This window comes from Oryzisolibacter propanilivorax, assembly GCF_900103645.1.
Classification (GTDB): Bacteria; Pseudomonadota; Gammaproteobacteria; order Burkholderiales; family Burkholderiaceae_C; genus Melaminivora; species Melaminivora propanilivorax.
This window is the reverse complement of record NZ_FNHP01000003.1, coordinates 273,660-291,454: the sequence shown is the minus strand read 5'-3', so window position 1 is coordinate 291,454 and position 17,795 is coordinate 273,660. Positions and strand designations below refer to the sequence as shown.

General features: G+C 66.3%; 21 protein-coding genes. 4 read left to right on the top strand and 17 right to left on the bottom strand.

Annotated features, from left to right (window positions below; translation table 11 throughout):
- Positions 1-5 precede the first annotated feature (5 nt).
- The 10 genes from BLQ61_RS06875 to BLQ61_RS06830 all read right to left on the bottom strand — a co-directional run bounded on the left by BLQ61_RS06875 (position 6) and on the right by BLQ61_RS06830 (position 7,535).
- Positions 6-1,010, bottom strand: a complete 1,005-nt coding sequence (locus BLQ61_RS06875) for a phage major capsid protein (protein ID WP_091568225.1) — start codon at positions 1,008-1,010, stop codon at positions 6-8.
- A gap of 73 nt (positions 1,011-1,083) precedes the next feature.
- Positions 1,084-1,482 (bottom strand): hypothetical protein, encoded by a 399-nt coding sequence (locus BLQ61_RS06870; RefSeq protein WP_139182722.1) that lies wholly within the window; start codon positions 1,480-1,482, stop codon positions 1,084-1,086.
- Positions 1,472-1,813: a hypothetical protein gene (locus tag BLQ61_RS06865; protein WP_091568220.1), complete on the bottom strand. Its 342-nt coding sequence runs from the start codon at positions 1,811-1,813 to the stop codon at positions 1,472-1,474. Before BLQ61_RS06865 ends, BLQ61_RS06870 begins: the two co-directional genes overlap by 11 nt.
- Positions 1,810-3,078: an AAA family ATPase gene (locus BLQ61_RS06860; protein ID WP_091568219.1), complete on the bottom strand. Its 1,269-nt coding sequence runs from the start codon at positions 3,076-3,078 to the stop codon at positions 1,810-1,812. Before BLQ61_RS06860 ends, BLQ61_RS06865 begins: the two co-directional genes overlap by 4 nt.
- Entirely contained in the window at positions 3,075-3,893 is an 819-nt protein-coding gene (locus tag BLQ61_RS06855; RefSeq protein ID WP_091568216.1) for a toprim domain-containing protein, read from the bottom strand. The genes BLQ61_RS06860 and BLQ61_RS06855 overlap by 4 nt, the downstream gene beginning before the upstream one ends.
- The gene (locus tag BLQ61_RS06850; RefSeq protein WP_091568214.1) at positions 3,890-4,795 is read right to left on the bottom strand and encodes a hypothetical protein; all 906 of its coding nucleotides are present in this window, start codon (positions 4,793-4,795) and stop codon (positions 3,890-3,892) included. The genes BLQ61_RS06855 and BLQ61_RS06850 overlap by 4 nt, the downstream gene beginning before the upstream one ends.
- Entirely contained in the window at positions 4,792-5,247 is a 456-nt protein-coding gene (locus tag BLQ61_RS06845; protein WP_091568211.1) for a hypothetical protein, read from the bottom strand. The genes BLQ61_RS06850 and BLQ61_RS06845 overlap by 4 nt, the downstream gene beginning before the upstream one ends.
- A gap of 10 nt (positions 5,248-5,257) precedes the next feature.
- On the bottom strand, positions 5,258-5,455 hold the full coding sequence (locus BLQ61_RS06840; RefSeq protein WP_091568208.1) for a helix-turn-helix transcriptional regulator: 198 nt from the start codon (positions 5,453-5,455) through the stop codon (positions 5,258-5,260).
- 284 nt (positions 5,456-5,739) lie between these two features.
- Positions 5,740-6,348, bottom strand: coding sequence for a hypothetical protein (locus tag BLQ61_RS06835; protein ID WP_091568205.1), 609 nt, complete (start codon positions 6,346-6,348; stop codon positions 5,740-5,742).
- On the bottom strand, positions 6,345-7,535 hold the full coding sequence (locus tag BLQ61_RS06830; RefSeq protein WP_091568202.1) for a tyrosine-type recombinase/integrase: 1,191 nt from the start codon (positions 7,533-7,535) through the stop codon (positions 6,345-6,347). The genes BLQ61_RS06835 and BLQ61_RS06830 overlap by 4 nt, the downstream gene beginning before the upstream one ends.
- Before the next feature lie 531 nt (positions 7,536-8,066).
- On the opposite strand from BLQ61_RS06830, the gene BLQ61_RS06825 reads away from it, so the two are divergent.
- Positions 8,067-8,594: a KGG domain-containing protein gene (locus tag BLQ61_RS06825; protein ID WP_091568200.1), complete on the top strand. Its 528-nt coding sequence runs from the start codon at positions 8,067-8,069 to the stop codon at positions 8,592-8,594.
- 96 nt (positions 8,595-8,690) lie between these two features.
- Here the strand turns inward: BLQ61_RS06825 and BLQ61_RS06820 are convergent, their stop codons facing one another.
- Both BLQ61_RS06820 and BLQ61_RS17345 read right to left on the bottom strand, forming a co-directional pair.
- Positions 8,691-9,719: an SDR family oxidoreductase gene (locus BLQ61_RS06820; protein WP_091568197.1), complete on the bottom strand. Its 1,029-nt coding sequence runs from the start codon at positions 9,717-9,719 to the stop codon at positions 8,691-8,693.
- 77 nt (positions 9,720-9,796) lie between these two features.
- A complete protein-coding gene (locus BLQ61_RS17345) occupies positions 9,797-9,946 on the bottom strand; it encodes a hypothetical protein (protein ID WP_175488234.1) in 150 nt (49 codons plus the stop codon).
- Between the two features lie 46 nt (positions 9,947-9,992).
- On the opposite strand from BLQ61_RS17345, the gene BLQ61_RS17340 reads away from it, so the two are divergent.
- Together BLQ61_RS17340 and BLQ61_RS06810 are read left to right on the top strand one after the other, a co-directional pair.
- Entirely contained in the window at positions 9,993-10,136 is a 144-nt protein-coding gene (locus tag BLQ61_RS17340; RefSeq protein WP_175488233.1) for a hypothetical protein, read from the top strand.
- Positions 10,137-10,264: 128 nt separating this feature from the next.
- Positions 10,265-10,819, top strand: coding sequence for a hypothetical protein (locus tag BLQ61_RS06810; protein ID WP_139182721.1), 555 nt, complete (start codon positions 10,265-10,267; stop codon positions 10,817-10,819).
- 55 nt (positions 10,820-10,874) lie between these two features.
- Here the strand turns inward: BLQ61_RS06810 and BLQ61_RS06805 are convergent, their stop codons facing one another.
- Both BLQ61_RS06805 and BLQ61_RS17190 read right to left on the bottom strand, forming a co-directional pair.
- Positions 10,875-11,282 (bottom strand): hypothetical protein, encoded by a 408-nt coding sequence (locus BLQ61_RS06805; RefSeq protein WP_245703885.1) that lies wholly within the window; start codon positions 11,280-11,282, stop codon positions 10,875-10,877.
- Between the two features lie 57 nt (positions 11,283-11,339).
- Positions 11,340-11,528, bottom strand: coding sequence for a hypothetical protein (locus tag BLQ61_RS17190; RefSeq protein WP_139182720.1), 189 nt, complete (start codon positions 11,526-11,528; stop codon positions 11,340-11,342).
- A 402-nt stretch (positions 11,529-11,930) separates the two neighbouring features.
- On the opposite strand from BLQ61_RS17190, the gene BLQ61_RS17335 reads away from it, so the two are divergent.
- Positions 11,931-12,899, top strand: a complete 969-nt coding sequence (locus BLQ61_RS17335; RefSeq protein WP_175488232.1) for a hypothetical protein — start codon at positions 11,931-11,933, stop codon at positions 12,897-12,899.
- A 92-nt stretch (positions 12,900-12,991) separates the two neighbouring features.
- Here BLQ61_RS17335 and BLQ61_RS06795 read toward each other — a convergent pair whose 3' ends face one another.
- From BLQ61_RS06795 to BLQ61_RS06785, 3 genes are read right to left on the bottom strand one after another with little or no spacing between them, the layout of a single operon-like run.
- A complete protein-coding gene (locus tag BLQ61_RS06795; protein ID WP_245703884.1) occupies positions 12,992-15,313 on the bottom strand; it encodes a CHASE2 domain-containing protein in 2,322 nt (773 codons plus the stop codon).
- A gap of 55 nt (positions 15,314-15,368) precedes the next feature.
- The gene (locus BLQ61_RS06790) at positions 15,369-17,036 is read right to left on the bottom strand and encodes a FecR family protein (RefSeq protein WP_245703883.1); all 1,668 of its coding nucleotides are present in this window, start codon (positions 17,034-17,036) and stop codon (positions 15,369-15,371) included.
- The gene (locus BLQ61_RS06785; protein WP_091568184.1) at positions 17,033-17,758 is read right to left on the bottom strand and encodes a response regulator transcription factor; all 726 of its coding nucleotides are present in this window, start codon (positions 17,756-17,758) and stop codon (positions 17,033-17,035) included. Before BLQ61_RS06785 ends, BLQ61_RS06790 begins: the two co-directional genes overlap by 4 nt.
- Between the last annotated feature and the right edge of the window lie 37 nt (positions 17,759-17,795).

The window sequence follows — 17,795 nt, the reverse complement described above, 5'->3', positions numbered from 1 at the left end:
TCCGATCAGTAGCTCGCGCCGGTAATGGAAACTGCGCTGCCTGCCGGGCCGCCTACGCGCCAGTTGACGATGATCTCGCCCAGCAGGCCGATGCAGTTGGTTTGGAACATGCTCGTCGGCTTTGCCGTGCCAGTGTCGGGATCTGTCATCAGCAAGGTGGCGTTGGCGCTGGTTCGCAGCTCGGCATCGCGCCCGCCTGCAACCTCGATGCGGCTCAAGTCCACCAGGCTGACGGCGGTCTTGGGCACGGCTTCGCTGGTGAACACCTCAATGCCCAGCAGCCGGCCACCAGTGGCGCCCACGTCGCAGGCCTGGCCGGCGCCGGGGTTCTTGGCGCCGATGCGTGCAGCAGTCTCAGGGTGAGCAATCCACGCGGCTGTGGTCAGGTTGCCTTTGAACAGCGCCAGTGCGGTCAGCGCATCAGCCAGCGGGGCAGCGGTAGCCGGGACAGTGAGGGCACCATGCGTGACGCTGGCCGGGCGATCGTCATCTCCGGCCAGGCCGTCGAACAGCGCAGCGTCTATGCCGGCTGCACAGGCTGCGGCCAGGTCGTTGGCGACGATGGCGTCGGCGCGGCTGCTTCGCAAAAGCTCGTTCGATACCACAGCAAGGCCGACCACCTTACGCCGGGGCATCTTGCCCAGTCGCTGGAAGGCGGGCGCGCTCATGGGCTTGAGGCCACCTTCACCGACCCAGTAGCTGCTGGCACCAGCCGTCTGCAGGATGGCGTCGGTTTCAAACGGCACCACGCTAAGATGGGGAAGGCGCCACAGCAAGGCACGCGGGCGCACCAGTTCGAGAAAGCTGTCGCCAGGCGCTGCCGTCAGATGCGTGCCGGTCTGGCCCAGGCTCAGCGCGTCAACGGCGGCTTTGACTTGCGCGTAGTCCGTCCAGCGGTGCTGCTGCTGCTCGACGTAGCCCAGGGCCGCGATGGGGTCGCCATTGGCTACACCGATGGCCTGCAAATACCGGCCAGCCAGGGTGCTGCCGCGTGTTGAAAGTTGGTTCATGACGAGAGAACAAAAAGAGTTGCGATGCGGCTACTTTCTTGCCGGTGCCGTCAATCGCAACGCTTCTTGCGGCTCAGCGCATATGACGTGCAACCCGCCTTGATGCGCGCCAGAACGCGGCAGGTGATGACGGCGCTCCCAGTTCGCGCAGGCGCTCGACAGCGGCCTGCAGCTCGACAGGACACGGTGCGATGCCGCGCAGCACGCGCGATGCCTGCTCAGCGCCGCACGCCAGCGCCAGGCGGCGCAGCAGCGCGTCCACCTCCGCGCGCCGGGTAATGGCTTGGGCCGTGTTTTTCGATCCGCGCGGGGCGCGAACACCCAGCAGCTCGGGCAGGTTGCCGCCATGGTGCAGCCACCTGCCGATGGCAGCGCCCAGCCATGCCGCGCCGGGGTGCCGATCGGCCTGCAGGTGGCCGGACAGCTCGCGCAGTAGTTGCACACGCTCGGCTCGGGACAGCTCAATCTGCATGGCGCGGCCTCCCATACTCGCGCTGCAGGTGTTCCAGCAGGTCGGCGCGCAGGTGGTGGGGTGTGGCCAGCACGTCCTGGCGCATTTGCTCGCGTGCCTCGGCGCTGTCTCCCCAGTGGTCGCAGGCGCGCATTGAAGCGGCCAGCAGCTCGGTGGTGAGGCGGGCCGATTCCTGCAGACGCTCGATCAGCTCGCGCTTGAACTGCCGGATGGCGGCGCGCTGGGTGTCGGTCAGGCGCCCGGCGGGCACGGTGATGTTCTCCCCGTCGGGGGTTAGGCCAGGTTCGATTCCGGCTTGCAGCAGGTCGCGCAGCAGGGCGTCCGGGGTCATAGAACCTCCTGCGCCGAAGATTCCAAAACGCCCGAAGATTCCGAAGATTCCCCGTTTCCAAAATAGGAATCTTGGGAACCTTCGGCGGAATCTTCAGCGTCCGACTGCTGCCCAAACGCCGAAGGGAGCGCCGAAGGGAGCGAAGGGAGCGTGTTTTCAAAACGTGCGCTCTTCGCTCCCTTCGTGCTCCCTTCTGGCGATTGGAGCGCCCACATCCAGCCGCCTCCCATGCCGTCCTTGCGCTTGTCCACGCCGATTTTTTGGGACGCGCGCTTGATCTGGTCGCGGGAATATCCAGCGCCATCGGCGTCTTTGAAAACGTCCTTGGCCGACATTGGGCCAACCTCCAACAACGAGCGCAGAAACGATGCGGCGTCCTTGCCCAGGTCGTCACCTTCGTCTTCTGGATCGGTCAGCAGCTCGCGCGCCGTGCCCTCCACCGACTTGCCCCAGGCGATGCGCGATGCCTGAATTTCGGGCAGCGGCTCGCACTGCTCCAAGTGGTACTCAAACCCGCCTCCGTCCGGGCCGATGTTGGACTTGCTGCGCGCCAGGATGCGCGTGTCTTCGCCTTCCTCGCCTTTGACCTTGGCGGCCACCAGCACCACGCGCGCCACGGCGGTGAAAGCCACGCTGCCGACCACGCGCTGCGCCGGGTCGCTGCCTTGACCTCCCTTGGCAAAGTGCGTGATGCCCAGCACGGCGCACTGGCAGGCGCTGGCCAGGTCAACGAGCGGTTGCATGGCGCGGCGCACTTCGGTGTTCTTGTGGCTGTCTCCAGTCACAGCACTGACCACGGGGTCAACAACGAGTAGGCGCACATCGCCGATGCGCTCGATGGCCTGGCGCAACAGATGTAGGTCGGTGGCCGGGTCGAACGGCAGCAGCGCGCCATCCTCGCCGCGCGTGCCCTCGATGAAGTGGCAGCGCGTGCGGTCAGCACCAGCGGCCAGCAGGCGCGGCAGCAGGGTGTCGGCAGGGTCGTCCTCGCCTGACCAGACCAGGATACTGCCCTTGTCGCAGCGGTTGCCGTCCGGCCAGCGCCCGCCGATGGTGACCGTTGCCGCCATGCCCAGCGCGATGGTGGTCTTGCCCTGGCCGGGTGCGCCGGCCAGGATGTGCAGCTTGCCCAGCGCCAGCCAGCCCGGCCACAGCCAGCAAACAGGTGTCGGCTGCAAGTCAGCGCCGCTGGCCAGCACGATGTGGCGCAGGGCGGTACGCTCTACAGGCTCGGCCTGCTCGAACGCTTGTGCTACGCGGCTCATACTGCGGCCTCCTTCTGAGCCAGGCGGCGCAGGTCGTTGAAGTCAGAGTCCTTCGGGCCGCGATCCAGGCCGGCGAAGTCGGGGACGGCCAGCAGCGCGCCCACTTCCTGAGCGGCTTTGCGCGCGGCAGTCAGGCCGGGGTTGCCATCGGTCTGCCAATCGTCATCAGCAGCGATCACCAGCTCCATGCCGGGGTACTTGCCGCGCAGCGCCTGAGCCACCGGCAACAAGTTGCCGGCGTTGAAGGCGACGGCCACGGCCTGGCCGGTGTCTTCATGGATGGTGGCGCCGGTTGCGTAGCCCTCAGCCACAACGAGGCGGCCTGCAGGCCGGCCAATCGCGTGATAGCAACCCCTTGTGCGGCCACCGGGTACAAAGCGCTTGGTGCCGTCTGCGGCGATGGTCTGCAGGCTCATCAGCGTGCCGGCGCTGTCGCGCAGCGGGATCAGCAGCATGTCGCCCTCAAGGCGCAGCCCATGGGCCATGACGGCCTTGCGCTCAAGGTAGGGGTGCGCCTGCACGGGTTTTGCTGCAGCCCAGCGAACGGCGGCAATGCTGGCGGCTGCGGCCTGGCGCTCGCGCTGCTCGGCATCGTGCTGCTGGCGCATGGCGTCCATGCGGCGCTTGTAGGCTTCGCGCTCTGCGGGTGTCAGCTCGCGCTGCGGGCGCCGGGTTTCGACGTAGCCGCAGCGAAAGCAATGTGCCACGGCGCTTTCATGCGAGAAAACCGACACGCCCAGGGACTTGTCACGGCGCTGGCAGATGGGGCACTGGGTGCGGTGCTCGCCTTGAGGAAAGTGATTCCAGACAATCATGCTGCACCTCCCGCGCTATTCGTGGCCAGCCTCAAATTGCTCTGCCACGTCGCCATGAACGAGCGCATGGAATCGGTCTCGGCACGCTCTACTTCGACAGCGCGCTCCCAGCGCTCCATATCGATGCAGCGGCGGATTTCTTCCTCCACGCGCTGGCGCAGCAGCGGCGGCGGCATGGCGTCCAGTTCCCAGCAGCGTTGCCCGAAGCGCTCGCAGTACCAGGCATGGCGCTTGTCCTTGACCTTGGTCTCCGCGTCGAAGCTGGGGAGCGATCCGGTATCGCTTCGCAGCAGCGCGATGCGGCGCATGGTGACCTTGCCGCCGTAGCGCGTCAGGCGCCGGGGCAAGTCAATGTCGGACATATACATGCCCGATGGGTCGAAGTCGCCGATGTAGAAAATGATCCAGGGCTTGGCGCTGGCTGCCGATTCCTCGGCAATGGCGTTGACCACGGTCGCGCTGCTGAAGCCGTGCATGGCTCGAAAGTTGACGCCGTACTCCTGCAGCACGGGTGCCACCGTGCCGCGCACCGTGCCTTTCTCCGACCAGACCTCGACATGCGCCGACTGGTCTTGCCAGTAGTCGCGCCGGTAGGAGCGAACGGCGGCGCTGATGATCTGCTCGGGGTTGTTCCAGGTGCCGGCGCGTTCCAGCTCGCGGGTTTCGTCAACGATCCATTCCCACGGAATGATCCCTTGCTCGCGGGCGTACACCAGTTGCCTGCTGACCTTGTTGGTTTCTGTCTTTGCCATGCTGACCAGCAGGCCCTTGACGAACAAGCGATAGCAGATAGCTCGGATGCTCGCCGGCTGGATTTCAGCGAGTATTTGGTGGCTGGCCTCGATTAAGTCGAGACTGGCTTGGGACTTGCCGCGTCCCTTGCGCTTGGTGGTGGCGCTCATGCTGCACCTCCTTCCTGCTGATGGGTCGTCGGTGCGCCATAGCTGCCCTTCTCGGCCACGAAATTCCAGACGTTCGGCAGGCTGTTGAACTCATCCGCCGCGCCGCGCAGAAAACGAAAGTGCGTGGTGTCTTTGTGGGGGTAGCTGCGCACTGCTTGGTTCAGCACGGCGGCCAGACGCCACCAGCGTGCTTCGAGGGCGTCCAGGTTGTCGGCGCCGGCCAGCAGCAGCCGATCCACTTCCTCCTGCGCCAGCTCGCTTATGGAATCGAGTTCGACTTCTTCGTCGTTCCAGGGAAGCCCGTTACAGGCAGCGTTTTGGAGCGTGTTGTCCAGGCCAGCCAGCGAGTGCCTGACCAGGTGCAGGGACTGCATGGCCAGCACTTTGGCGGCGTCGATACCGAACAGGGCGGGTACAGCTCCGCCTGCCTTGACGGCATTCTTCTTGGTCATGGCGGCCCCCTTAGGCGTTCGTGGTTTGAACGAGGCGGCGGATGTCGCTGGCCTTCCAGGCGACAGCACGCTCTCCGATGCGGACGGGCTGCGGGTACTTGCCGGCCTTGATGCCTTGGTACCAGCCGCTACGGCTCACAGGAAAGCGCGCCAGCACTTGCGGCAGGCGCAGGAGGGTTTCGTCGGTTGGTGAGGATGTAGGGGTCATCGGTGACTTTCTTCAAGGGTCGAGGAAAGCACCGGAGCCAGCAAACGGATCGGCCACCCTGGAAGTAAACCCAGTCACATGGTCTATACCGCTTGCGGTACGATGGGACGCTTGGCCTGAAATCTAAGCATCCGCATCGGTCTCCGATGCACTAGAACCCCCCTTGGCGCTCTCACCTGCCTTGGGGGGTTCGCCTTATTGGACTTCTCTACATCCAAAAAGGTGATGGAACTATAACGACCATGTCATCGCGTGCTTGGACAATCTCGGCATCGCATTGCATATCAATTTCCTTGCAATTGGGTGCCACGTCGGGCGGCGCGGCGTAGTGTGGTCTTGGTGTCGGGCACCCCTTCAACGCCGCACAAGGTCATAACCCGTGCTGTCGTTGCGCGGGCTCTGGCTGGTGCCACGCCTTTTTGTGAAAGCCAGTTGCTCACGTTGGCTAGCAGTTCGGCTTTGCGCGGGTCTGCTTTCTGCCCTCGCTGTTGCTTCTGAGCGCCCAGTTTCCGCTCCACAATTTCAGCCGTAACCATCAGCTTGCGCAGGGTGTCGGCTGCCGTGTGCTCAAGGTCGTGCAGGCTCGATTTCGTAAAGTTCCACCACTCGCCGACCATCTCAGCCTCAGCATGAGGAGGTAAACCGCCGGGTGTTAGGAAGCTGATGGTCTTCGCCAGCGTCTTTTGGTAGTCGCGCAAGACTGCAATTTGCTCGTTGCGCGTCGGTGTTTGCTCGCGCATTTCCGTCCAGGAGCGGTAGCGGCCAACCTGCACTGCCAACCACTCGCAGAACTCGTCGGCATCGATGTTCAGCGGCTGCACCAAGATCCGGATTTCCTCGCGGGGCACGCTCTCATCAACCCAGCCGCCCAGCAGGTAGTTTTTCTGCTTCATGCTCCTTCGCCCCTTGCGCAAAACTGCGCCCACGCTTCCATAAGCTCGCGCCGCTTCTCCAGCGCATCGCCGCGCCGATAGGCGGCCTCCACTTTGCTTTCGAGCGTATGCGCCAGCGCGGCCTCGATCAGCTCGCGCGGGTAGTGGCTGCGGTCGCCTGCCCAGTCCCGGAACGTGCTTCGGAAACCATGGGGCACCGCGTCCACGTCCATGCGCCGCAGGACAGCGGCCAGGCTCATATCGGATAGCGGCTGGCCCTTGGTGCCAGGGAAGATCAGCTCGCACCCTTCCAGACGCGGCGCTTTCTTGAGCAGCTTCATGGCGGCGGCGGACAGGGGAACACGGTGTTCCTTGCCTGCCTTCATGCGATCAGCCGGCACAGTCCACAGTCCCGCCTTCAGGTCGATTTCATTCCAGCTCGCGCCGCGCACCTCGCCTGAGCGGGCGGCGGTGTAGATCACGAACTCCAGCGCGCGGGCGGATATGCCGTGTCGCTTGTGCAGCGCCCGCATGAACGTCGGCATGGCGTCAATGGGCAGGGCGCGGTGATGAACGGTCTTGGCCACCTTCGTGGGCGCGGGCAGCAGCTTGTCCAGGTGGCCTTTCCAGCGCGCCGGGTTCTCACCCTGGCGGTACTTGCGCACGGTTGCCCAGTCCAGCACGGTCTCGATCCTGCCGCGCAGGCGTGAGGCGGTCTCGGTCTTGTCGCGCCAGATAGGTTCCAGGCAGGCAAGGACGTGCGGCAGGTCGATTGCAGCCACCGGCATGGCGCCGATCAGGGGGAAGGCGTACTGCGCCAGCGTGTTCTCCCACTGCTGGCGATGCTTGAAGTTCTTCCACTCGCTGGCCTTGTCGCGCATGAAGGCGCGGGCGCACTGCTCAAACGACATGGCAGCCACTGCGATGGTGGCTTGGTGGGTTGCTGCTGGAGTAGCAGGTACTTCGCCACGGCGCAGGGAATCGTGAACGGCGCGGGCCTTGTCGCGGGCTTCAGCCAGGCCCACGGCGGGATAGCTGCCCAGGCCCATATCGCGCCGCGCTTCGCCCACCTTGATGCGCAGCACCCAGCCGCGCGCCGCGCCCTTGACGCGAAGGTGAAGGCCGGGCACGCCTCCGACTGCATGGCGGCCATCGGTGCGGATGGCGGCCACTGCTCGTTCGGAAAGTTGCTTGGCAATTTTGGGCATAAATCCATACTCCGCCACGCGCTACCCGGCCCACAAAAGTCCCACAAAGGATGTGGGATGCGGTCGGCTGTCCTTGGATGATGTTGGACAGGTGGCGGTCGGATTATGCAATGGAAATCAAGACGTTACGGGACTTTTTCGCACGTCCTTGGAATCGAATTTAGCGGACACCCTCTCCGCCAACGGATCACGCCCGGCAGCCCGCAAAGGCTGTCGGGCGTTTTTCTTTGTCTTTGCCTTTCTTTTTTGCTATTCAAAAGATAGCTTGCGGCCCATGCGCAACAAGGGCTGGTGGCCATTTCGGTTCATTTTCTCTGCTGATCCCGCGGCGCGAGGCGGGATGACGCGCAGGGTGCTTGACAGGCTTGGCAACCCATTGCGCCATCCTGTTACCTGCATGGGGGTGATGCCTACCGCCATGTCGGAACGCGCTGACGAGGTGGCCCGGACCTGCGGCGCAAATTCAAGTCCGCACGTTGGAATTCGCCAGCTTGCTTGAATCTTTGTTTGGATATCAACAGGAGAATCGCAATGCCGAACAACAACCCTCAGGGCCATAATCAGTACACCAATAACAACGATGACCAGCGCAGCCAGGGCAGCAACAACCAGCGCGGCCAAAGCAGCAACAACCAGAGCAATCAAGGCGGTAACCACCAAGGCAACCAAGGTGGCGACCAGAGCCATGGCAAGCAAGGCAGCCACGACAGCAACGGCAATCAATCGGGCGGCGGACGCGGTTTCGCGTCCATGGACCCGGATCGCCAGCGCGAAATCGCTGCCGAAGGCGGGCGTGCAGCCCATGCATCGGGCAATGCCCACGAGTTCAACTCGCAGGAAGCCCGCGAAGCCGGCTCCAAGAGCCATGGCGGCCAAGGATCTTCCTCGTCCAACCAGAGCTCCAGCTCCAGCACGTCCAACAACAACCGTGGCTCGTCTGGCAACAATACGAGCAACAGCGGCAGCAATTCCAACAACTCCAATTCCGGCAATAACCGTGGCGGCTCCAGCGAGCAGCACGCGCGGGCCGGTGCACAGAGCCACAAGAACGATCGCTGAAGCGATTGAGTCTTGAGCGTCAAAACCGAAGGCTGGTGACAGCCTTCGGTTTTTTCATGGGCGCAGCAGGGGCAGCCAGAAAACCTGCAAGCGCTGTCAGGCACCATCGCCGGCATTGCCGGTGATGGGCAGGACGATGCCGGTGATATAGCTCGAGCAACTGGGTGCGGCCAGGAAGACATAGGCCGGGGCGATTTCCTCGGGCTGTGCCGGTCGGCCCATCTGTGTATCGGCGCCGAATTGCGGGATTTCATCGGCGGGCTTGTCGGCCGGGTTCAGCGGGGTCCACACTGGCCCGGGCGCCACGGCGTTCACGCGGATTCCCTTGTCGACCAGGTTTTCCGCCAGTGCCTTGGTAAAGGCATGGATGGCGCCCTTGGTGGCGGAATAGTCCAGCAGGTGCTTGCTGCCGCGCAGGCCGGTAACCGAGCCGGTGTTGACGATGGCATCGCCGCGCTGCAGGTGCGGCAGAGCGGCCTGCGCCATATGGAAGTAGCCAAAGATGTTGGTGCGGAAGGTTTCGTCCAGGCGCTCTTCCGTGAGATCCTCCAGCGCCTTGGCATGCTCCTGGAAGGCGGCGTTGTTCACCAGCAGGTTGAGGCCGCCGAATTTCCCTACCGTGTCCTTGACGGCGCGGGCACAGAACTTCGCGTCCTTCACATCGCCGGCAATTGCCAGGCTGCGCCCGCCTTCGGCCTCGATCAGGCGGCAGGTTTCCTTGGCATCCTCGTGTTCGTTGAGATAGACGATCGCCACGTCCGCACCCTCGCGTGCGAACAGCACGGCCACTGCGCGGCCGATGCCCGAATCACCACCGGTGATCAGCGCCTTCATGCCCTTGAGCTTGCCGCTGCCCTGGTAGTGCGGGGCCTGGAAGCGCGGCTGCAGCTCCATGTCCTGTTGCACGCCAGGCTTGTCGAGGTGCTGGCTGGGCAGTGGATTCGAGGGTTCATCACGACCCGGCCCTGGTGCCGGCTTGCTCTCTTGCTCCTTTTTTTTCTGCTTGCCGGCGGCTTTCTTGCTGCTGGCGGCATCGTGGGCGTCCTGCTGTTGCTGGATGCCCTGTTGCTCCCGGGCGGCAGCCTCAGCTGCGCGGGTGTCGGAACTGGATTTCTGCTGCGGCATAACTTCCTCACAAGTGTCGAATGAAAGAAACGGCGCCCCTGCAGGGCGCCGCTGGAGCGCGGAGAATCAGGACACCATCAGCCCAGGGGCTTCCACAGTGGCGGCTCGGGCTGCGGGAAGTAGCGCGGACGCTTGGCGCTGTCGAGCATGGCTTCCTGCTGGCGCATGCGCTTCAGTGCCCGGGGCTTGAGCGGCTTGTCGTTGCTGCGTTGGTAGGTGTCCATCATGGTCAAACTCCAGCGTGGGTCATGCCGGCATTCGAGCATCGACCCCATGGCCGGGCTGTCGGACATGCACTACTGGACCGGGCGGCGCCGGCCCCTTGAAATCCTTCCCGCAGATATTGAAATGCCGTGGGACAGGTTCGCCAGCTATGGCTTTTCCATCGCCGAAAAATTCATGCTTTGCAAGCTTTGACTGTTATCGGATGTATGAATTGCAATAGAAATGTTCAGGCCTTTTGAGCATCGCACTGTGGTTGGCGGTATTGCATTGGAATATGGTTTTGCAGGAGAAGAACAATGCCCTTTTCGGAAAAGAAGTTCATGACGCCCTTTGAAAACATCCGCAGCAAGGCACTCGACTGGTGCCGCAGCTTCGAGGATTACAAGGAGGATTGCCGGGTATTTGCCGAGCGGCTGCGCGTCGAATTCATTTCCTACCTAGGGGCCAAATCCACCGATGTCGAATTCCACAAGATTGACGAGCGGCTGGAGCGGCTGGCCGACGAGGGCACCACGCTGTCGCCCAGGCTGCAGGTGGGCGACGACGGCTTCATCTATTTCGGCCTGACGCTGTTCATCAAGGAGCACGCGCACTGCCTGGAGGAACACGCCCGCATCGGCGTGCAGCGAGTGCAGGGCAAGTGGCGTGTGCGCTGGAACCAGCTGGAAAGCGGAAGCATTTCGGACAAGGTGCCGCATGCATTCTTTGACAAGGTCACGGCCGCGATCCTGGAGAAATTTTCCACCCCGTTCTACAAGATCCGCGGCCAGTTGGGCTTCATTCCCACCATCAGCAACGACCATCTGGTGCTGGTACCCACCGCTGAGGTGCTGGCGGCGGTGGACGATAAAAGCCAGTCCAGCGGCGCCGCCTGAGCAAAAAAACGCCCGCATCGCGCGGGCGTTGTCACGTATCTGGCCAGGCACGGCGTCAGTGCTGCTCCTTGTGTGGCAGGCCGTGCTGCAGCAGGGGCGCCTCGGTCGCCAGGGCGTTGGCGCTGCCGTCGCCACCGATGCGGAAGTGCGCCGTCGGGCAATTGGCGAACTGCAGCATCGCGCTGAAGCAGTCGGCGGGCAGGGTCAACGTGCCCAGTGCCAGGGTGTCGTACAGCGCAAAGGTGGGCGGGGGTAGCTCGCGCGCCAGCGAAAAGCCGATCTTCAACGCCGTGTGCAGTGTACCGGCGCGCGTACCCAGCAACTCGATAAAGCCGGTGGCCTGGGCCACGCTGTAGTGCTCATCCTCGAAGGTGTGCAGGCCGGACAGGGCCATGGCGCGCATGCTCTTGACCTTGATGGTCACATACTGGTCCCAGTCATGCGTGAAGTCCTGGGCTTTCATCACGGTTTTCGCCCAGGGGCGGGAATTTTGAACGGCAATCATGCGTGGCTCCGATCGTCAATCAAGGCGGTTGGTGTTGGGCTGCGGGGCGGCTGGAACGCCCTCGGTGATGGCCGGGTAAGACGGCTGGATCTCATCTGGATGCGTGGGCGCGCGCGCGGGTGGAACGGGTGCAGCCGGCGGTGTGCCCTCTCCGGGAGGAAGCTGCGGTTGCTGGGGCAGATTGGTCGATTGGGGGAAGGTCATGGCCTATTCCTGTTGCACGGGTGGCCCATCCATGAAATGGCGCCAGGAAGTGGCGAATGGGTGGGCAATAAAGAAAATGGATACAAATATTGCCTTGTGCTTGATTTTTTGCAGAATTTGATGCACATGGCCGGGAGTGCTATTTCATTGTGGCGAAATGGCTTTTGCCGATGGAAAACCCTCATCCCGTCCAGTCGTAGGAGTGGACCTTCATTGGCTTGTGGATTGGTGCATGGCAGATGTGGCGCAGGTTTTTGGCTGGCCGACCATCAAGGGCTAGAGATGACGGCCATGTCGGTCCATGCCTACAGGGTTTCCCCAATGCCCATTTGACTATGTGTCCCACGCATGGGGAATTCGCTCCACGCGCCAATTGTTCAGAAACCTCTCATGGAGATCGCAATGGCATATCGTGACGACGACCACAACCAACAGCACAACCAGCAGCGCCAGGACCGCGACGAGAACCGCTACGGCTCCTCGCGCGATGGATCGATGCGTGACTACGACGACTCGCGCAACCAGGCCTCTTCCTCTGATCGTGGCCGCCAGCAGCAGTACCAGAACACCGACAGCTACTCCTATGGCGGTGGCCGCAACCAAGACCGCGACTACAACCAAGGCGGGCGTCATCAGGGCAGCTGGAACCAGCAGCAGTCCGGCAGCGGGCAGTACGGCGGCCAATATGGCGGCTATGGCAACCAGGGCGGCTGGGGCCACCAGCAAGGCGGCATGGGGCAGCAGGGCCAGTATGGCAACCAGGGCCACTATGGTGGACAGGGCGGCTACAGCGGCTACGGCAACCAAGGTGGCTACGGCAGCCAGGGTGGCTACGGCAACCAGAGTGGCTATGGCAACCAAGGCGGCTACGGCAACCAAGGTGGCATGGGCCAGCAGCAGAGCCACTATTCCGGCCAGGGCGCGCACATGGGCAACCAATACAACCCTGACCACTACAACCAGGGCGGCTATGGCCAGCATGGCGGCTACACTGGCCAGGGCCAGTACCAGCGCGATACCTGGGGCAGCGGCGATTCCGGTCGCCAGGGCCAGGGTAGCTACGGCTTGCAGCGTTCGCGCCACCATGACGACCCGGACTACCAGCAGTGGCGCGACGAGCAGATGCGCAACCTGGACAACGACTATGAGAGCTGGCGCGGTGAGCGTTATCGCAAGTTCTCGGACGACTTCTCCAACTGGCGCAGCACCCGCTCGCGCAGCGACAACAACACCGGCAACGTGACGTCCAGCGGTCAGAGCAGCACCACGCAAGGCAGCCACTCGGACAGCAACACGCACAACAGCACCGGCAGTACTTCGTCCAAGGGCACCAGCACCAGCACGGGTGGCACCAAGGACCAGTCCAAGTAAGCGGAATGCCAGGCCCTTCGGGGCCCATGCGCACCCTGGCGCGCGCCGGCCTGATGACCTGTCAGGCCGGCGCGCTTTTTTGGAGCCTGCCTTCAGCCGGCCGCGGGTCGAGGCAGTGCTGGCAGGCACAGCTCGAAACACGCCCCCGTCCCTGGCTGGTCCAGCAGCCGCACGCTGCCGCCATGGCGGCGCATCACGGCGTCGACGAAGGCCAGCCCCAGGCCTGCGCCCGCCACGCCGGTGCCGGCCAGCCCCGGCGCCGCCTGCACATGCGGGCCGAAGGCCTGAAACAGTTGCTGGCGACGCTGCGGTGCCACGCCGGGGCCCTCATCGCTGATGCGCACATACCAGCAAACCGGGCCGGCCAGGATGCTGCAGCACACATGGCCACCAGGCGGGCTGAACTTCAGCGCATTGCCGAGCACGTTGCCCAGTGCACGCAGCACCAGCGCCCGGTCGCCCTGCACCGGGGCGGACGGCAGGGCGCATTCCAGCCGCAGCTGCAATCCGCGTTCCTGCACCGTCTCCCAGGCGTCGTCGCAGGCTGCCTGCACGCAGTCCAGCAGGTCGAAGGATTCGACTTGCAGCTGCTGCAACTGTGCGCTGGCCAGCTGGACAAAGCCCTGCGCCAGGTCCAGGCACGAGCGGGCATGGCGCTCGATGCGCTGCAGCAGCTGGGACTCATCCACACTGCCGGGGAACGAACGCCGCATTTCCAGCAGCGTCAGGATGGACGCCGCGGGTGCGCGGATGTCATGGGAGATGAAATGCAGCGCCTGGTCGCGCTGGTGCTGCGCGGCGCGGATGGCGGTCAGGTCCACCAGCGTCAGGATCAGCAGGCGTTCGCTGCCGGCGACATGGTGTGGCTGGCACAGCAGCAGCAGGTCACGTCCCTGGCCGTCGCGGCCTTCCTGTTCCGGTGGCGGCAGGGCTCCGCACGCCAGGTCGGGCGCCAGCAGCGGCTGGCCACTGGCGGGGTCGTGCAGGTCGGCCAGCAGCCGGGCCACCGGCAGGCCGGCCAGCTGCCCCGTCGGCTGCCCCAGGTGCTGCCCGGCGGCCGCGTTGGCCAGCAGTACCTGGCCGGTGGCGTTGCACACCAGGGTGGGCAGCGGCAGGTGCTGCAGGCTGTCGCTGATGAAACGATGCAGCTGGCGCAGCTGGCCCGATGCCTCGCGCACCGCGGCGATGCGCTGCTCCAGCAGGTCGCCCGGCACGCCGCGTGGGACTGCGGGGACCAGTGGCGCCAGCGGCGTGTCCTGGCGCAACTCGTGCATTTGCCGCTGCAGGAAGCGTGCCGCCGCCTCCAGCCGGCGCCAGCTCCACAGCGGGTAGGCCAGGGCGATGGCGGCCAGTGCCGGGGCGGCAGCCAGCTCCAGCTGCCCGGCGGGCGCCAGCAGCGTGGCCACCAGCGCCACGCCGGTGGCAAGCAGGGCGCAGGCCAGCAGCCCGGCCAGCGGGCCCAGCAGCAGCAGCGCCAGCAGTGCCGCAGCCACCGGCAACAGGCTGAATAGCCATTGCAGCGCCGGCCCGGCCGGCTGCACGTGTCCCCGCGCCAACTCGGCATTCAGGCTGTGCGCCAGCAACTGCACACCGGCGATGCGCCCGGCCCGCGCCGCCAGCGGCGTGGCGAACATGTCGCCCAGTCCGACGGCGGTGGCACCCACCAGCACCAGCTTGCCGCGCAGTGCCTGCGGCGGCAGCCGGCCCTTGAGCACATCCACATACGAATACTGCGGGAAGGGCCGCGGCGCGTCAGCGAAGGCGATGGCCTGCGCGTCCTGGCGCACCCAGGCACCGGGCGCCGCGCCGGCATGGCCGCGGCAGCCGGGGCGCGCCATGCCGGCGGCGCACAGCACGGCACGGCTCAGGTGCGGCCAGGGGCCGCCGGCCGGGCCTTCGAAGGCGAACAGCCGGCGCGTCACGCCGTCCTCGTCCACCTGCACCTGCACATGGCCCAACTGCGCCGCCGCCCGGCGCAGCGGCTCGAGCGGCAGGTCGGGCACGCTGCCCAGGCCAGGCAAGGGCCGCTGCGCGACCGGCAACACGACATTGCCCGCACGCTCGATGGCATGCGCCAGGAGCAGGTCATCGGCGGGATAGTCGGCATCGGCTTCGGCCAGCAGCACATCCAGGGCAATGGCGCGGGCACCCTGGGCATGCAACTGGTCGATGGCATGCGCGTGCAGGGCGCGGCGCCAGGGCCAGCGACCGATGGCCTGGACGCTGGCATCGTCGATGGTGACGAGCACGATGTCCTGGTGTGCCGGCAGTGCGCGCAGGGGTGCGGCGGCGTCCTGCAGCACATGATCCAGGCGGCGCAGCGCGCCGCTGCTGGTCAGCCAGGCGGCCAGCGCCAGCAGCGCCAGGCACAGCACCAGCCAGTCACGCCACAGCGCGCCGGAGGGACGGTTCACGCGACAGGCCGACGCCATGGGCCAGGGCATGGCGCGCCGGCCGGCCGCGGGTTCATCACGGCCGCGCCACCGGCTGGCCGTCGGCGCTGCGCACCGGCAGGCCGTCGCCGCTGACCACCGGCGCCGCCAGGATGATCAGGCGTGGCGTGGAGAAGCCGCTGCGCAGCCCGGACGGATCCAGCGTGCGCAGGCGCAGGTGATAGGCGCCGGCCAGCGCGCTGCTCGGCGCCGCCCAGGCTGCGGCGTCGAGCTGCTCGTCCAGCACCACGCTGCCCTCTTCGAAGCCGGCGGAGGTGGCCAGTTGCAGCTGGAAGCGCTGCCCGGCATGCCCCTGCCAGCGCAGCTGCAGCCGATCGCCCGACTGCTCGGCCACCACCTCCGGCGGCGGCGGCCGCTCGGCCACGGCGAAGGCGCGGGGCGCGCTGAACGGCCCCTGGTCGGGCACGCCGTCCGGCCGCTGGCGCACGCTGGCCGCGCGCCATTCATAGCGGCCCGGGGGCAGCGCCGCCAGGGCCAGCGCGCAGCCGTCCTGCAGCGTGTCCAGCACCGGCGCGGCGAAGCCCGCCGCCGCTGCCACCTGGATGCGGTAGCGCGTCACGCCGGCCACCGGCGTGCACGACAGCGCGCCGGCGCCACGCTCCAGGCTGGCGCCAGCCGCCGGCTGCTGCAGCAGAGGGGCGATCGGATGCGCCTTGACGGTGATGCTGCGCTGCGCCGGCCAGCCGGGCAGGCCGTGGGCGTCGATGGCGCGCGCCTGCAGGTAATAGCTGCCATCGGCCACCGCCGGCAGGCGCAGCTCGGCCGAATCGAAGCGGCCGCCGCGCAGTACCTGGGTGAATTGCGCATCGCGCGCCAATTGCACCTGATAGGCCGTGGCGCCGCCTACGGATTGCAGCGGCAGATACAGCAGGTCGGCGTCTTCCAGCGTATCCGCCACGGCCTGCAGGCCGGGGGCGGGGAGCAGCGCCTGGCGCTGGCCGGGGCGGCCGTCATCGCCGACGACCAGGCCCTGGCCGGTGTCCACGGCGGCGCTGCCGGCGCTGTGCGGCGCCACCGCCAGGCGGCCCTCGGTGACGGCTGCCAGGGTGCGGCCCTGCGCGTCCAGCTCGACCGTGAAGCGCGTGCCGCGCACGGCCGTGCTGGCGCCGGGGGTGCGCACCTCGAAGCGGCGGGCGCTGCCCGGTCGCGGCGGCACGCTGCTGTCCACGCTGCCGCGCTGCAGCTGCAGGATGGACTGCGCGTCGCCGGCGCGGCCGGTGCGGCGCAACTGCTCGATCCGCAACTGCGAATCGGCCTGCACCCGCACCAGCGTGCCGTCGGCCAGACGCACGCTGATGAAACCGTCCGGCGCGGCGCGTATCGCCTCGCCCTCGGCCAACGCCTGGCCGGCGTGCAGCGGCTGCGCCACCGCGCCCGGGGCCACGCGTGTGGCGCCGCTGGCGAACACCACCTGCGCCGATCCGGCGGGCAGCAGCCGCATCGGGATGCGCAGCTGCGTGGCCGGCTGCAGGTGGCGCGGCTCGCGCACGGCATTGGCATGCTGCAGCTGCGGCCACAGCCGGGCGTCGCCCAGGTAGTGCCGCGCCAGGCCGTACAGCGTGTCGCCCGAGCGCACTGGGTGGACCAGATCCAGGTCGGCATGGGCCTGTGCCTGGGCCGATGGCGCGGCCGCCAGGCACAGCGCCAGCACGCACGCCGCGCCGGGCAGGGCGGGCGCCCTCATGCCGGCGTGCCTGCCTCTGCGTGGGTGCATTCCAGCCGGTAGCCCAGGCCATACACCGGCCGGATGGCGTAGCCGTTCGCCGGGCGCAGGTCCAGCAGCGTGCGCAGGCGCGAGATGTGCGTGTCCAGCGAGCGCGACTGTACCTGCGGGCCCTGGCCCCACAGCCGCTCGCGCAGGTGATCGCGCGACAGCAGCCGGTCGGCGTTCTGGAACAGCAGCAGCGCCAGGTCGTACTCGCGCGCCTTCAGTGCCACCGGCTCGCCGTCCACCAGCAGCTCGCGGCTGCGCTGGCGAAAGCAGTAGCGGCCAAAGTTCAGCTTGTCGGCGCCGGCGCCGGCGCCGGCGTCGCGCGCCTCGCCGTAGGCGCGGCGCAGCAGCGCGCCCAGGCGCGCGCCCAGCTCGGCCACGCGCACCGGCTTGCCCATGAAGTCGTCGGCGCCGCAGGCCAGGCCCGCCACCAGGTCGCTCTCGTCCTGGCGATGCGTCACGAACAGGATGGGCAGCTGCGGGCCCAGCTGCCCGCGCACCCAGCGGATGATCTCCGGGCCGCTGGTGTCGGGCAGCTCCCAGTCGACGATCAGCAGGTCGAAGGTGTCACGGCGCAGCGCCTTGAGCAGCGCCGCGCCATGGTCGAAGGGGTGGCAGGCATGGCCCAGTGCGGGCAGCGCCTGTTGGAAGAACTCGAGCTGCAGCGGATCATCGTCCACGACCGCAATGCGCATGCGGAGAGCCTTTCGTTGAAGGCACGGCCTGGGGTAA